Below are 14,723 nucleotides of genomic sequence, written 5' to 3'. Positions count from 1 at the left end.
GTCCTCGCCGCGACCGGGCTCCTCGCGGCCCTGACGCTCACCGCGACGGCCTGCGAGCCCGGCGGGGACGGCGCGAGCAGCGGCCCCGGTGCCGGCTCGTCCCGCTCGGACGGCCGCACCGGTGGCGGCCTCGCCGACGATCTGGCCGACAGGCTGAGGCAGCTCGGCATCGACGTCGACGACTGGAAGGACGGCGGCTGGCGGGACTGGGACAAGGACCAGTGGCTCGACGAGGCCGACGACTTCGTCAACCCCGTGATCGAGGATCTTTGGCAGCCCGAGCGGATGCGGTCCGCCCAGGGGGCCGGCAGGACCGTCCCGCCCCGGGACGCCTCCGCCGACCGGGGCATCAGCGATCCCCCGCCGGCACCGGTCGGGGCCACACCCGAGCGGACCCCTTACCACGCGAACGCCGCCTTCGTGGGCAAGGTCTTCTTCGACTCACCCGAGGGCGCCCTGGTCTGCTCGGGCACGGTCGTCAAGGACGTGTACCACCCCGGCCAGTCGAACCTGGTGTGGACCGCCGGCCACTGTGTGCACGCGGGCAGGTCGGGCGGCTGGTACCGCAACATCGCCTTCGTTCCCGCCTACAACGACCTGGGCATGTCCGCGGCCCAGCTGGCGGGCGCCACCCCGCGGGAGATCGCCCCGTACGGCCTGTGGTGGGCGGACCGGGCCGCGACCTCGGACGAGTGGATCGCGGGCGGCTCGCAGACGGGCGGTGCCGGTGCCCCGTACGACTACGCGGTCCTGCAGGTGCGGCCCGAGTCGGGCGGCAGGTCCCTGGAGGAGACGGTCGGTGCGGCCCTGGACGTGGACTTCTCCGCACCGGCCGTGTCCGAGGCCGGCTCCATGGGCGCCTGGGGCTACCCGGCCTCGCCCCCGTACGACGGCCTCAGGATGTTCAGGTGCGTCGACCGGCCAGGCCGCTTCTCCCTCGGCCCGGACCTGCCGACGATGTACCGCATCGGCTGCACCATGACGGGCGGCGCGTCGGGCGGCGGCTGGTTCCGTGTCGTCGGCGGCGCGACGAGGCTGGTGTCGAACACGTCGATCGGCTCGGCGGACGGCACCTGGCTCGCGGGACCGCGACTGGGCAGGGAGGCCAAACAGTTGTACGCCATGATGGGCGCTCAGTACGGCGGCCGGTAGGCCGTCTGCCGTACGCGCCCGTCCGTGCCGGGCGGGAAGTGCCCGCCCCCGCGTGATGTACGGGAAGGCCCGCCCCTAGCGTGAGGGGCGGGCCTTGGTGCGCGGTGCTCGGGGCGCGCGGGTGACCGGACGCGCGTGCGTACGGTGCGGTGGCTCAGGCCACCGGTGCCGGTACGTACGGCGCGAGGTCCGCGGCGAGCTCCTCGTGGACCCGCACCTTGAGCAGCGTGCCCTCCGCGGTGTGCTCCTCGGAGATCACCTCGCCCTCGGTGTGGGCACGGGCGACCAGCTTGCCGAGCGTGTACGGCACGAGCGCCTCGATCTCGACCGAGGGCCGGGGCAGCTCGTTGTCGATCAGCGCGAGCAGCTCGTCGATGCCCTGGCCGGTGCGGGCCGAGACGGCGATGGAGCGCTTCTCGATCCGCATCAGCCGCTGGAGCGCCAGCGGGTCGGCCGCGTCCGCCTTGTTGATCACGACGATCTCGGGCACGTCGGTGGCGCCGACGTCCCGGATGACCTCGCGCACGGCGGCGAGCTGCTCCTCCGGGTTCGGGTGCGAACCGTCCACCACGTGCAGGATCAGGTCGGAGTCGCCGACCTCCTCCATCGTGGAGCGGAACGCCTCGACCAGGTGGTGCGGCAGGTGCCGGACGAAGCCGACGGTGTCCGCCAGCGTGTACAGCCGCCCGCCCGGGGTCTCGGCCCGGCGCACGGTCGGGTCGAGGGTCGCGAACAAGGCGTTCTCGACCAGCACGCCCGCGCCCGTGAGGCGGTTGAGCAGCGAGGACTTGCCGGCGTTGGTGTAGCCGGCGATGGCGACCGAGGGCACCTTGTTGCGCCGGCGCTCCTGGCGCTTGATCTCGCGGCCGGTCTTCATCTCCGCGATCTCCCGGCGCATCTTCGCCATCTTCTCGCGGATCCGTCGCCGGTCGGTCTCGATCTTGGTCTCACCGGGACCACGGGTGGCGAGGCCGCCGCCCTTGCCGCCGCCCATCTGCCGGGACAGCGACTGACCCCAGCCGCGCAGCCTCGGCAGCATGTACTGCATCTGCGCGAGCGCGACCTGCGCCTTGCCCTCACGGGACTTGGCGTGCTGGGCGAAGATGTCGAGGATCAGGGCCGTACGGTCGATGACCTTGACCTTGACGACGTCCTCGAGGTGGATGAGCTGGCCGGGGCTGAGCTCACCGTCGCAGATGACGGTGTCCGCGCCCGACTCCAGGACGATGTCCCGCAGCTCGCCCGCCTTGCCGGAGCCGATGTAGGTGGCCGCGTCCGGCTTGTCGCGGCGCTGGATCACACCGTCGAGCACCAGCGCGCCCGCGGTCTCCGCGAGGGCGGCGAGCTCGGCCAGCGAGTTCTCGGCGTCCTGCGCGGTTCCCGAGGTCCAGACACCCACGAGGACGACGCGCTCCAGGCGGAGCTGGCGGTACTCGACCTCGGTGACGTCCTCGAGTTCGGTGGAGAGGCCGGCGACGCGGCGCAGGGCCGCGCGCTCGGAGCGGTCGAACTGGTCGCCGTCCCGCTCTCCGTCGATCTCGTGGCTCCAGGCGACGTCCTCTTCCATCAGGGCATCGGCCCGGAGACCGTCGGTGTAGTTCTGCGCGAGGGCACTCTGTGCGGCCTGGGAAGGGGAAGAGGAGGAGGTCATTGGATCCTTTACGTCGATGGAATCGGATGCGGCGACGGGTGTGCTCCGTCACGGGTGACAACGTCCGGGTACCCCGGGAGATTCCCCGGATCCGCCCCGCACATTCCGGGGCGCGACCGGTCCCGGTGACCTGCGAGATCTCCGGGCCCTGCCCTTCGGTGGGCCGGGCCGTGCCGCCGACCCGAAGATGGTCGCACGGCACGGCCCGTCTCGTCACTGTGTTATTTCCGTCCGGGCGCGGCGGCACGGCCGGGCCGTGTCACTTCTCCGCCGCTCCCGGCTGTCCCACGGGCACGGACTTCCAGTCCGGGTGTCCCGGCATCGGGGGCGTCCGCTGCCCGTACAGCCAGGCATGGAAGAAGTCGTTCAGGTCGCGGCCGGCGATGACGGACGCCAGTTCCTTGTAGTCGTCCGTGCCGGCCGTGCCGTCGCGGTGGAGCGACACCCACGCGCGTTGCAGGCGCTCGAAGGCGGGGCGGCCGATCTCCTGGCGGAGGGCGTACAGGACGAGCGCGGCGCCGTCGTAGACGTTGGGCCGGAAGATGCCGGTCTTCCGGCCCGCCTCCGGGGCCTCGGGCGCCGCCGGCGGTCCTCCGGCGGCGCGCCAGCCGTCGGACGCCCCGTAGGCCAGCTTCATCCGCTCGTCCAGGGATCTGCCGCCCATCTCCTCCGCGTACAGGGCCTCGTACCAGGTGGCGTGTCCTTCGCTGATCCACAGGTCGGACCAGGTGCGCGGGCTGACGCTGTTGCCGAACCACTGGTGCGCCAGCTCGTGCACCATGACCGAGTCGACGTACCACTCCGGGAACTCGGGCCGGGTGAAGAGGTCCCGCTCGAAGAGGGACAGCGTCTGCGTCTCCAGCTCGAAGCCCAGCCGCGCGTCGGCGACCAGCAGGCCGTACGTCTCGAAGGGGTACCGGCCGACCTTCCCCTCCATCCAGGCGATCTGGCCGGGGGTCTTGCCGAGCCACCGTTCCAGCCTGCCGCGGTCCTTCACGGGGACCACGTCGCGTACGGGCAGGCCGTGCGGTCCGGAGCGGTGCAGCACCGTGGAGCGGCCGATGGCGACCTGGAGGAGCTCGGTGGCCATGGGGTGCTCGGTGCGGTACGTCCAGGCGGTCGACTTGGTGGCGTGTTCCTCACCGGCGGGCAGACCGTTGGCCACCGCCCGGTATCCCTCGGGCGCGCTGACCCGGACGGTGAACATCGCCTTGTCGGAGGGGTGGTCGTTGCAGGGGAAGACCCGGTGGGCGGCGTCGGCCTGGTTGGCCAGCACGAGGCCGTCCGCGGTGCGTACCCAGCCGCTCTCCCCGCTCGCGGCGGACGTGGGATCGCTGGTGTGCCGCACGGTGATCCGCAGCGCGCTTCCCTTCGACAGCGGCTCCTTGGGTGTGACGACCAGGTCCTCGCCCACCTCGGTGAAGTCGGCGGGGGCGTCGTTGACCTCGACGGAGCCGACCTCGCCATGGGCGAAGTCGAGGTTGACGTGGTCCAGCCGGGAGGTCGTCCGGGCCTCGATGGTGGTGACGACGGTGAGCGGCTCGCTGTTGGACCCCGGGTAGGCGAAGGCCAGGTCGTAGGACTTGACGTCGTACCCCGGGTTGCCGAGGTGCGGGTAGAGCCGGTCGCCGACGCCGAGGGGCGCGGCCGGCGGGGGCGCGCTCGCGGCGGTCAGGCAGACGGAGACGGCGGCGGCGAGGAGGGCCGCCCTGGCGCGGCCGGTCCGGGGGGCGGACGGGGCCGCCTTGGCACGACGGGTCCTGGGTCGGGGCGTGAGCAGCATGGACCACGGCTATCAGCGCGGCCGCGCTTCGCGACGACGACGCGCGACGAAGCCACCCGAACGGTGCTGCCGACGGTCCGCCGCCCGGCGCCGAAGTCCGTGCCGCGCGCGTGGCGTCGGGCGTGGTCCACGCGCGCGTGCCGTACGGTCGCCGTGCGCCGCGGGGTTACTCCGCGGCCGCCGCGTGGTGCTGGATCCGGCCCACGTCGTAGACCCCCGCGACGTTGCGCATCGCGCGCATCAGGGCGGGGAGACGGGCGGCGTCCGGCAGCTGGAGCGTGTAGGTGTGGCGGACGCGCTGCTGGGTCGGGGGTTCCACGGTGGCGGAGACGATCGCCACGCCTTCCAGGGCGATGACCTCGGTGAGGTCGGCGAGGAGGTGCGGCCGCTGGAACGACTCGGCGACCAGCGTGACCCGGCACTCGGTGGTGTCGCCCCAGCGCACGCCGACCTCCGCGCGCTCCGCGCTCTTCATGCGCGTCACTCCGGAGCACTCCACACGGTGGACGGTGACCACTCCTCCGCGTACGGCGAAGCCGGTGATCTCGTCGGGCGGTACGGGCGTGCAGCACCTCGCGAGCCGTGCGTTCGCACCCGGCCGGTCGACGATGACGCTCGGGGAGGCCGTCGGGCGCGGGGTCGGCGTCTCCGGCACGGGTCGCGAGGCGGCACCGTCGGCTTCGGGGCGCGGGGCCCTGTCGGCCGGTTCTCCGGTGTCGGCGGTCGACGGGTGGGTGGCCAGCCAGCGCTGGATGGCGATGCGCGCGCCGGGTGTGTGCGCGTGCTCCAGCCACTCCCGGGAGGGCTCGGAGGCCACGTCCTGCCCCATGAGCAACTGAACGGCGTCGCCGTCCCTCAGCACCGTACTGAGCGTCGCCAGCCGGCCGTTGACGCGAGCGCCGATACAGGCGTGTGCGTCCTCTCCGTACAGGGCGTACGCGGCGTCCACGCAACTGGCTCCCTCGGGCAGCCCCAGCGCGCCCCCGTCGGGCCGGAACACGGTGATCTCGCGGTCCTGGGCGAGGTCCTCGCGCAGGGTGGACCAGAACGTGTCGGTGTCGGTCGTCGCCTCCTGCCAGTCCAGGAGCCGGGAGAGCCAGCCGGGCCGGGTGGGGTCGGCGCGCTCGCCGTCGGACGGGTCGTCGGCCCCGGGGGCGTAGGGGTTGCCGAGTGCGACGACCCCCGCCTCGGCGACCCGGTGCATCTGGTGGGTGCGGATGAGGACCTCGACGACCTGTCCGTCCGCGCGCGCGACGGCGGTGTGCAGCGACTGGTACAGGTTGAACTTCGGTACGGCGATGAAGTCCTTGAACTCCGAGACGACCGGAGTGAGACAGGTGTGCAGTTCACCGAGGACCGCGTAGCAGTCGGCGTCCTCGCCCACGAGCACCAGAAGCCGTCCGAAGTCGGCACCGCGCAACTGCCCGCGCCTGCGGGAGACACGGTGCACGGAGACGAAGTGCCGGGGCCTGATGACGACTTCGGTCTGGACGCCGGCCTCGCGCAGCACCGAGCGCACCTCGTCGGCGGTCTCGGCGAGGGTGTCGCCCCCGTGCGCCGCGCCGGCCGCGTTCCCAGCGATCAGTTCCCTGGTGCGCTGATACTCCTCGGGGTGCAGGATCGCGAAGACCAGGTCCTCCAGTTCGGTCTTGACGACCTGGACGCCGAGCCGCTCGGCGAGGGGGATCAGCACGTCCCGGGTGACCTTGGCGATGCGTTCCTGTTTCTCGCGGCGCATCACGCTCAGGGTGCGCATGTTGTGCAGCCGGTCGGCGAGTTTGATCGACATCACGCGGACGTCGCTGCCGGTGGCGACGAGCATCTTGCGGAACGTCTCGGGCTCGGCGGCGGCCCCGTAGTCGACCTTCTCCAGCTTGGTGACGCCGTCGACGAGGTAGCGGACCTCCTCGCCGAACTCCGCTCCGACCTGATCGAGCGTCACATCCGTGTCCTCGACCGTGTCGTGGAGCAGGGACGCCGTCAGGGTCGTCGTCTCGGCACCGAGCTCGGCGAGGATCAGGGTCACAGCGAGGGGGTGCGTGATGTACGGCTCGCCGCTCTTGCGCATCTGGCCGCGGTGCGAGGACTCGGCCAGCAGATACGCCCGGCGCAGCGGTTCCAGGTCGGCGTCGGGGTGATGGGCGCGGTGGGCCTCGACCACATGGCTGATCGCGTCCGGCAGCTTGTCGCGGGCGGCCGGGCCGATCACGGCGGCCCGGCCGAGGCGGCGCAGATCGATGCGCGGGCGGTTCTTCCTGCGGTGTGCTGCGGTCGTCACAGTGGTGGGCGTGAGGGGGTTCGTGGCCTCCGCACTCATGGGCACCTCCGGCTCCGTGGACCGGCGGACGGGTGCCCTTGGGCATACGGCGGCTCAGGGGTGGGCGTCGTTCCCCCGTCCGGACCGGTGCTTGATGCTATCGAGCCCACCACGCGCGGTTGACCGCCTCTCGCCGAGCGTGAAACGGATCACCCATTCGAGCGAGGGTGGTGGGGTTTACGGTTTCGAGTCATGTGAAACACCGTCGGCCATGTAATCGAACGCACGCGCGCTGACTGAGTGCGATTCCGCACCTTCCGGCGCTCCGCGCTCTGCGATACCGAGCCGACGGACGGATCAGCGCGCCGCGCTTTCCAGCCACTCGGCGTCGATCTCGCCCTCGGCGACGATCACCGCGGGGCCGGTCATCTCGATCTCGCCGTCCGGGCGCTCGGTGATCACCAGGGTGCCGCCGGGCACGTCGACGGTGTACGTCACGGGGGTCCCTGTCACCGCCGGGTCGGCGCCGTCGCGGCGGGCCGCAGCCACGGCCACGGCGCACGCACCCGTGCCGCACGACCGGGTCTCGCCGGAACCGCGCTCGTGGACGCGCAACGCCACATGCCGGGGGCCGCGGTCGACCACGAACTCCACGTTGACCCCGTCCGGGTAGGCGGCGGCCGGGCTGAACGGCGGGGGCTCGTACAGGTCGCCCGCGTGGGCGAGGTCGTCCACGAAGGCCACCGCGTGCGGGTTGCCCATGTTCACGTTGCGCGCGGGCCAGCTGCGCTCGCCGACGCTCACCGTGACGTCGCCCTCGGGCAGGCGGGCCCTGCCCATGCCGACGGTGACGTCACCGTCCTTGGCGAGGTGCACGGTCTTCACGCCCCCGCGCGTGGCGATCGTCAGATCGCCCTCGGCCGCGTGGCCGGCGCGCTGGAGGTAGCGGGCGAAGACCCGTACGCCGTTGCCGCACATCTCGGCGACCGAGCCGTCGCCGTTGCGATAGTCCATGAACCACTCCGCCTCGGCCGCCATCGCCCGCGCCTCGGGGTGCGCGGCGGACCGTACGACGTGCAGCAGACCGTCACCGCCGATGCCTGCACGGCGGTCGCACAGCGCGGTGACGGCGGCCGGGGACAGGTCGATGGCGTTCTCGGGGTCCGGGACGATCACGAAGTCGTTCTCGGTGCCGTGGCCCTTGAGGAAGGCGATCCGCGTGCTCATTCCTCGATCGTACGGGGTGGGTACGACGGCCCCGGCGGCGCGGGGGTCCCGGCGCGGAAGTGCCGGTCACGCGCGCGGGGGCCTCAGCGCAGCCGGGCCACGCGCCACACGGCCAGCCCGACCAGTACGGCGACCACCACCGCGTACAGGAGCACCACCCGCCAGTCGGGGCGCCGGCCGGAGCCGCGCTGCGGCAGTCCGGGCCAGGTGCTGCCGACCCGGCGGGCGGCCATCATGCCCCAGCCGGCCGCGCAGAAGCAGATCAGCAGGCCGAGCATGGCGACCACGGCGCCGCCGTCACCGAACTCGAAGGCGAGCGGGAAGGCGAACATCAGGGAGCCGACCGCCGCCAGGCCCACGATGGGTGCGAGCTGCCAGATCCGCATCCGGCGCTGGGGGCGCAGCTCCACCTCGACCTCCGGCCCGGCGGACATCTCGTCCGGTGCCGGTCCGTCGGCGCTCACTCCGTCCGGCGGCTGCTCCTCGGGCCCGTCGGGGCTCAGTGGACTGCCGTCCGGGTCCAGGGGGTACCCCTCGAGGGTTTCCCGCTCCCCTTGCTCCGCGGTGTCGTGGTCCGCTCCTTGTGCGGTGTCGCGAGGGCCGGCCTCCATCGCCACGCGCCCTCCCAACTCAGGACTCCACTGGTCGATCGAAGCTTGATGATGGCACGCTCCCGGAGGCCGGGATGACGGCCGGAGCGTCCCGATGCCAGGACGTGATCAGGCTGTAACCGGTCGTTCGACCAACGCCAGCGCGAGCTCGGGAAGTTCTGTGACGTCCGCCGCACCGCCCCCCAGCCAGTGCACCCGGGGATCGCGCCGGAACCAGGAATCCTGGCGGCGCGCGAAGCGCTTGGTGGCACGGACGGTCTCGGCCCGCGCCTCCTCCTCGGTGCACTCTCCGGCGAGTGCCGCGAGCACCTGCTGGTAGCCGAGCGCGCGCGACGCCGTACGCCCCTCGCGCAGCCCCCGCGCCTCCAGCGCGCGAACCTCGTCGACCAGTCCGGCCTCCCACATGCGGTCGACCCGGCGGGCGATGCGCTCGTCCAGTTCGGGGCGGGACACGTCGACGCCGATCTGCACGGTGTCGTAGACGGAGTCGTGGCCGGGGAGGTTGGCGGTGAACGGCTTGCCGGTGATCTCGATGACCTCCAGGGCACGGACGATGCGGCGGCCGTTGCTGGGCAGGATCGCCCGGGCCGCCTCGGGGTCGGCGGCGGCGAGGCGGGCGTGCAGGGCGCCGGAGCCGCGCAGGGCGAGCTCGTCCTCCAGACGGGCCCGGACCTCGGGATCGGTGCCGGGGAACTCCAGGTTGTCGACCGCGCCGCGGACGTACAGCCCGGAGCCGCCCACCAGGACGGGCCAGCGGCCCTCCGCGAGCAGCGCGTCGATCCGCGCGCGGGCGAGCCGCTGGTACTCGGCGACGCTGGCCGTGACGGTCACGTCCCAGATGTCCAGCAGGTGGTGCGGGACGCCGCCGCGCTCCTCGGGCGTCAGCTTGGCGGTGCCGATGTCCATCCCGCGGTAGAGCTGCATCGAGTCGGCGTTGACGACTTCGCCGCCGAGGCGCTGGGCCAGGAAGACGCCGAGATCGGACTTGCCGGCCGCGGTGGGTCCGACGACGGCGATGACACGGGGGACGAAGGGTGCGCTGCTCACCGCCCCAGTCTCGCAAACCCGGCGGGTTCCCCTCGAACGAGCTGCGTGACGCCACACGGCCGGGGTCGTTGCCTGTTGCGAGGTTCGGACCGCCGGTTCCGAGTGCCGGTGACCCGGGCGGCGCAATCGGACGCACCGGGCAGCGCGGGATTTCGCCCGCACGAGTAATGTTGGAGTGGATATGGGCGTTTTTGCACGACTCCTCCGGAAGTCGAAGTCTGCGGAGGAGGCGCCGGTCGCCGAGGCGCCGGACTCCGAGGCACAGGCTGCGGCGCCGGCCGTGGATCCAGGCGTGGACGGGCCGCAGTCACCGGGCCTGGGGACGCCGGACGTGACGGAGACGCCGGACGCGTCGGACGCGGGGTCGGGCAGCGCGCAGGCATCCCCGGGGACGGCCGGGACCGCGACCGAGGTGGGACGGACACCGGACACCGAGGGCGGAGACGGGGCCGACGGGGTTCCGCCGGAGGAGTCCGGGGGAACCGCCGACCTGGAGATTCCCGCACAGCAGACCGCGGCGAAGGCCGCCGACAACGAAACCGGCGAGGGCGCCCGCACGTAACCGCTCCGGCGAGGAAGGTGGAGGTGGACCATGGGCCTCCTGGACAACGTGAGAGCCAGACTCGGCCCCGCCAAGGGCAGGATCTCGGATCTCGCCAAGGAGCACGGGGACAAGGTCGGGCGCGGTCTCGACAAGGCGGCGCAGATGGTCGACGAGAGGACCAAGGGCAAGTACAGCGACAGGATCCACACGGGCACGGACAAGGCGAAGGGTGCCGTGGACCGGCTCGCGCACAAGGACGACGGAAACGCGCCCCCCTCGGACACGTCACCACCGCCGCCCTCGGCCCCGCCGCCACCGGCTTCCTGAGCGTCGGGAACCGAACGGGCAACGGATACGAATCGGCGGACGGCCGCGGAGCAGCACGCTCCCGGCCGTCCGCCGTGTTCGTCCGACTGTCGCCTACGACCAGGTGGCCACCAGATACCCCACGCCGTACGGGGCGTCGTCGTACAGCAGCGAGCCGGAGAGGTCCGCGTCCTCTGCGGCGCCCGCCAGGAATTGCCAAGGGGCGCGTCCGGCGGCCTTCAGGTCGTACGCCAGGCCGGCGTCCAGCGCCTTCAGGGCGTCGGTGTCGACGGCGCCGAGGGCCCGCGCGACCTCCGCGTCGAAGCCGGCCGCGCGCTCGTCGAGATACCCCGGTGCCTTGAGCGTGCGGCACGCGCTGGCGTCGCCCATCACCAACAGGGCCACCCGCTCGGACCGCGCCGCGATCTCCCGCCCGGCCAGGACGCACCGCTCGGCCGGGAGACGCTGCCCGAGAGCGAGGCCCTCGACGGGCACGCCGGCCCACTCCGTGCAGTCCAGCAGCCACGCGGCGACCGCGAGGGAGGGCGGGAGCTCCGCCCCGGGCGCCGGGGTGTCCGGCTCCCCGCAGCCCAGACGTACGCCGACGTCCACGCCGAAGCCGCGGAAGGAGCCTGGAGTGCCCTCGACGTAGGGGACGGGCTCTTCCGTGCGAGGGTCCGTCCCCTCCGGGTGCGCCCCGTCGCCGCTCGCCCCGGCCGGGCCCACGATCACGAGCCGGTCGGGGAGGGCGGTGGCCAGTACGCCGAGCGCGGTGGCGCATGCGGCCCGCGCGGCGTCCAGTTCGGGCGCGGCCCCGGAGGCGACCTCGGGCACGAGCAGCGGCGGACAGGGGCAGACGGCGGCGGCTACAAGCATGACCAGCAGCGTAGTCCCGTCCAGGAGCCAGGCGCCCGCTCCCCCGGCGCCACTCCCGGAACGTCCGCCGCAGGCCCTACCGGCTCAGTCGCAGCCGCAGCCGCTGCCCGTCGCGACCGGCAGCGGCTCCGGGACCCCGATCTTGGGCAGGCCGAGCATCACACCGGCCGGCTTGGCGGCCTGGGCGGCGTTCCGCTTCTCCCAGGCATCGCCCGCGCGCGTGCGGCGCACGGCCAGGACGGCGCCCTCGGCGAGGAGGTGGTGCGGGGCGGCGTACGTGATCTCCACGGTCACCACGTCGCCGGGGCGCACCTCCTGCTCGGGCTTGGTGAAGTGGACCAGGCGGTTGTCGGGGGCGCGGCCGGAGAGGCGGTGGGTGGCGCCGTCCTTGCGGCCCTCGCCCTCGGCGACCATCAGCTCCAGGGTGCGGCCGACCTGCTTCTTGTTCTCCTCCCAGGAGATCTCCTCCTGGAGGGCGACGAGGCGCTCGTAGCGCGCCTGGACGACCTCCTTGGGGATCTGGTTCTCCATGGTGGCCGCGGGCGTGCCGGGGCGCTTGGAGTACTGGAAGGTGAAGGCCTGCGAGAAACGGGCCTCGCGCACCACGTGCAGGGTCTGCTCGAAGTCCTCCTCGGTCTCGCCGGGGAAGCCCACGATGATGTCGGTGGTGATGGCGGCGTGCGGGATGGCCGCGCGGACCTTCTCGATGATCCCGAGGTAGCGCTCCTGCCGGTACGAGCGCCGCATCGCCTTCAGGACGGTGTCCGAGCCGGACTGCAGCGGCATGTGCAGCTGCGGCATCACGTTCGGCGTCTCGGCCATGGCCGAGATCACGTCGTCGGTGAAGTCGCGCGGGTGCGGCGAGGTGAAGCGGACGCGCTCCAGGCCCTCGATCTGCCCGCAGGCCCGCAGCAGCTTGCTGAACGCCTCGCGGTCGCCGATGTCGGAGCCGTACGCGTTGACGTTCTGGCCGAGCAGCGTGATCTCCGAGACACCCTCGGCGACCAGCGCCTCGACCTCGGCGAGGATGTCGCCGGGGCGGCGGTCCTTCTCCTTGCCGCGCAGCGCCGGGACGATGCAGAAGGTGCAGGTGTTGTTGCAGCCGACCGAGATGGACACCCAGGCGGCGTACGCGCTCTCGCGGCGGGTCGGCAGCGTCGAGGGGAACGCCTCCAGCGACTCGGCGATCTCGACCTGCGCCTCCTCCTGGACGCGGGCGCGCTCCAGCAGGACCGGCAGCTTGCCGATGTTGTGCGTGCCGAAGACGACGTCCACCCAGGGCGCCTTCTTGACGATGGTGTCGCGGTCCTTCTGCGCCAGGCAGCCGCCGACGGCGATCTGCATGCCGGGGCGGGAGGCCTTCATGGGGGCGAGGCGGCCGAGGTTGCCGTAGAGGCGGTTGTCGGCGTTCTCACGGACGGCGCAGGTGTTGAAGACGACGACGTCGGCCTCGCCCTCGCGCGTGCCCTCGGGGGCACGGACGTACCCGGCATCCTCCAGCAAACCGGACAGGCGCTCGGAGTCGTGGACGTTCATCTGACACCCGTAGGTGCGTACTTCGTATGTCTTGACGCCCACTGCCTGGCTCCGGTCGCTGCTGGTCATGCCTTACAGGGTAGGACGTCCCGGAGGAACCCCCCGCCCCGGTGCCGCACACCTCCCTGGCGAGCGTGACCGTGTCCGGGTGACGCCGCACACCCCTGTGACGGAGGTCACTTCCGTGAAGCGGGGTGCAGGGCTTCTCGTGGCCCGTTCACCGACTTGGCCTGTTCGCCGGCTTGAGGCGGACCCCGCGTGCCCGGATGGTTGTGTGTCCGTCGGCCGTCACCTCGCAGGAGACCCCTCGATACGCCCGGCAACCGCGCGCCCTCCGTGGTGAGTGCGTCACCTGCCCGCTCGCTCACCTGCGCCGCTCGGGGGCAAGGGACGGCACGGAGAACGGTGACGTTCCTTCCCGCGTTCCGTTGAGCCCCTCGAACGCGGTGGGCGCCGTACGCCCAGCAGACGCCGTGCGACCCGGCGGCCACCGGACGTCGTACGACCCACGACATCGTGAGGACACACTGTGACCGTTCCGCCCACCTCTCCCGCCCACCGGGCCAAGTCCCCCGTCACCCGGCGCACCCTGATCGGCGCCGCGGGCGCGGTCGCCGCCGGGGCCGTGATCACGCCGGCCGTGATGGCGGGCACCACCGGGTCGGACACCGTCGACTCCGTCGGCTCCAAGGGAAGCGCCGACACCGCTGAGACCGTCGAGACAACCGGAACTGAGGCCGCCGACGCCGCGCAGACCGGCCTCACCACCGAGGACTTCCCCACGACCCGTGCCGAGGCGGCCGTCGGCGAGACGCCCGTGGAGGCCGCCTTCCCCATCGGTTTCGTGGGTGTGCGATGGGAGGGCACGGCGGAGGCGGCCGGCGGCGGCATCCGGCTGCGTGAGGCGGACGGGACCGAGGGTGCCTGGCAGGCGTTCCCCGAGAGCGGCTGCTCCCCGCTGAACGGCGGCGGGCTCCTGCTCCCGGCCGGGCAGGCCGCCGGGTACGAGCTGAAGGCGCCCGACGGGGCGACCGGGCTGCGGTCACTGGCGCTGGACACCACGAACGGCCCGAGGCGCGCGGTGACCGTCCCGTCGGCCCGGACGCGGATGCGCGGCCTCCCCTACGTGTCGCGGGCTGCCTGGGGGGCGGACGAGTCCCTCCGGTTCCGGCCGGACGGCACGGAGATCACACCGGCCGAGTACCACGGTTTTCAGACGATCACGGTGCACCACACCGCCACCCCCAACGGCGACCCCCGTCCGGCCGCCACCGTGCGCGGGATCTACGAGCTGCACACCGTGACCAACGAATGGGGGGACATCGGCTACCACTTCCTCATCGACGAGCAGGGCCGCATCTACGAGGGCCGCCGCTCCGGTGGCGACGGAATGCCCGCGCACGACGCGGACGGCAGGCTGGTGACCGCCTTCCACGTCGGCGGCTGCAACTCCGGGAACCTGGGCATCGCCCTGCTGGGCACCCTGGTGGAGCGGGGCCCGACAGCGGCCGCCCAGTCGTCGCTGACCCGTCTGGTCCGGGTGCTGGTACGGCAGCACGGCGTCGACCCGTGGGCTCATGTCACATACACGAACCCGGTGAACGGCGGGCAGAAGGAGGTCCCCGCGATCAGCGGGCACCAGGACTGGATGAAGACCAAGTGCCCGGGCGGGACGATGTACCGGAAGCTGGACCGGCTGCGCGCGGCGGTGGCGGGCGGCCACTAGCCGCGGG

12 protein-coding genes are annotated in these 14,723 nt (G+C 72.6%); 4 read left to right on the top strand and 8 right to left on the bottom strand.

Annotation, left to right across the window (positions count from 1 at the left end):
* On the top strand, window positions 1–1,152 hold a 1,152-nt coding region (locus tag IE242_RS32450; protein ID WP_189865788.1), incomplete at its 5' end, for a trypsin-like serine peptidase.
* Window positions 1,153–1,306: 154 nt separating this feature from the next.
* Here the strand turns inward: IE242_RS32450 and hflX are convergent.
* The 6 genes from hflX to miaA all read right to left on the bottom strand — a co-directional run bounded on the left by hflX (window position 1,307) and on the right by miaA (window position 9,728).
* Window positions 1,307–2,803 (bottom strand): GTPase HflX, encoded by a 1,497-nt coding sequence (gene hflX, locus IE242_RS32445; RefSeq protein WP_189865786.1) that lies wholly within the window; start codon window positions 2,801–2,803, stop codon window positions 1,307–1,309.
* Between the two features lie 259 nt (window positions 2,804–3,062).
* On the bottom strand, window positions 3,063–4,586 hold the full coding sequence (locus IE242_RS32440; RefSeq protein WP_189865784.1) for a M1 family metallopeptidase: 1,524 nt from the start codon (window positions 4,584–4,586) through the stop codon (window positions 3,063–3,065).
* Window positions 4,587–4,752: 166 nt separating this feature from the next.
* Window positions 4,753–6,903 (bottom strand): RelA/SpoT family protein, encoded by a 2,151-nt coding sequence (locus IE242_RS32435; protein WP_189865782.1) that lies wholly within the window; start codon window positions 6,901–6,903, stop codon window positions 4,753–4,755.
* 297 nt (window positions 6,904–7,200) lie between these two features.
* The gene (gene dapF, locus IE242_RS32430; protein ID WP_189865780.1) at window positions 7,201–8,070 is read right to left on the bottom strand and encodes a diaminopimelate epimerase; all 870 of its coding nucleotides are present in this window, start codon (window positions 8,068–8,070) and stop codon (window positions 7,201–7,203) included.
* Between the two features lie 83 nt (window positions 8,071–8,153).
* Window positions 8,154–8,681, bottom strand: coding sequence for a hypothetical protein (locus IE242_RS32425; protein ID WP_189865957.1), 528 nt, complete (start codon window positions 8,679–8,681; stop codon window positions 8,154–8,156).
* Window positions 8,682–8,789: 108 nt separating this feature from the next.
* A complete protein-coding gene (gene miaA, locus IE242_RS32420; protein ID WP_189865778.1) occupies window positions 8,790–9,728 on the bottom strand; it encodes a tRNA (adenosine(37)-N6)-dimethylallyltransferase MiaA in 939 nt (312 codons plus the stop codon).
* A gap of 331 nt (window positions 9,729–10,059) precedes the next feature.
* On the opposite strand from miaA, the gene IE242_RS38190 reads away from it, so the two are divergent.
* Entirely contained in the window at window positions 10,060–10,290 is a 231-nt protein-coding gene (locus IE242_RS38190) for a hypothetical protein (protein ID WP_229859739.1), read from the top strand.
* A gap of 30 nt (window positions 10,291–10,320) precedes the next feature.
* The gene (locus IE242_RS32410) at window positions 10,321–10,599 is read left to right on the top strand and encodes an antitoxin (RefSeq protein ID WP_189865774.1); all 279 of its coding nucleotides are present in this window, start codon (window positions 10,321–10,323) and stop codon (window positions 10,597–10,599) included.
* 93 nt (window positions 10,600–10,692) lie between these two features.
* Here IE242_RS32410 and IE242_RS32405 read toward each other — a convergent pair whose 3' ends face one another.
* Complete coding sequence (locus IE242_RS32405) at window positions 10,693–11,454, bottom strand: class III extradiol dioxygenase subunit B-like domain-containing protein (protein ID WP_189865772.1); 762 nt, start codon at window positions 11,452–11,454, stop codon at window positions 10,693–10,695.
* Between the two features lie 84 nt (window positions 11,455–11,538).
* Entirely contained in the window at window positions 11,539–13,059 is a 1,521-nt protein-coding gene (miaB, locus tag IE242_RS32400; protein WP_189865770.1) for a tRNA (N6-isopentenyl adenosine(37)-C2)-methylthiotransferase MiaB, read from the bottom strand.
* A 460-nt stretch (window positions 13,060–13,519) separates the two neighbouring features.
* Between miaB and IE242_RS32395 the strand changes: the two genes are divergently transcribed.
* Window positions 13,520–14,716 carry a peptidoglycan recognition protein family protein gene (locus IE242_RS32395; protein WP_189865768.1) on the top strand — a complete coding sequence of 399 codons (1,197 nt, stop codon included), beginning with the start codon at window positions 13,520–13,522 and terminating at the stop codon, window positions 14,714–14,716.
* Window positions 14,717–14,723 lie beyond the last annotated feature (7 nt).

It is taken from the genome of Streptomyces poonensis, assembly GCF_014650915.1.
GTDB lineage: Bacteria > Actinomycetota > Actinomycetes > Streptomycetales > Streptomycetaceae > Streptomyces > Streptomyces poonensis.
This window is presented reverse-complemented; position numbering and strand designations above follow the sequence as displayed.

Bases quoted from the DNA above. Each gene is read 5' to 3' on its own strand.
- hflX (WP_189865786.1), bottom strand. From the start codon at position 2,803: ATGACCTCCTCCTCTTCCCCTTCCCAGGCCGCACAGAGTGCCCTCGCG.
- IE242_RS32440 (WP_189865784.1), bottom strand. From the start codon at position 4,586: ATGCTGCTCACGCCCCGACCCAGGACCCGTCGTGCCAAGGCGGCCCCG.
- IE242_RS32435 (WP_189865782.1), bottom strand. From the start codon at position 6,903: ATGAGTGCGGAGGCCACGAACCCCCTCACGCCCACCACTGTGACGACC.
- dapF (WP_189865780.1), bottom strand. From the start codon at position 8,070: ATGAGCACGCGGATCGCCTTCCTCAAGGGCCACGGCACCGAGAACGAC.
- IE242_RS32425 (WP_189865957.1), bottom strand. From the start codon at position 8,681: ATGGAGGCCGGCCCTCGCGACACCGCACAAGGAGCGGACCACGACACC.
- IE242_RS32410 (WP_189865774.1), top strand. From the start codon at position 10,321: ATGGGCCTCCTGGACAACGTGAGAGCCAGACTCGGCCCCGCCAAGGGC.
- IE242_RS32405 (WP_189865772.1), bottom strand. From the start codon at position 11,454: ATGCTTGTAGCCGCCGCCGTCTGCCCCTGTCCGCCGCTGCTCGTGCCC.
- miaB (WP_189865770.1), bottom strand. From the start codon at position 13,059: ATGACCAGCAGCGACCGGAGCCAGGCAGTGGGCGTCAAGACATACGAA.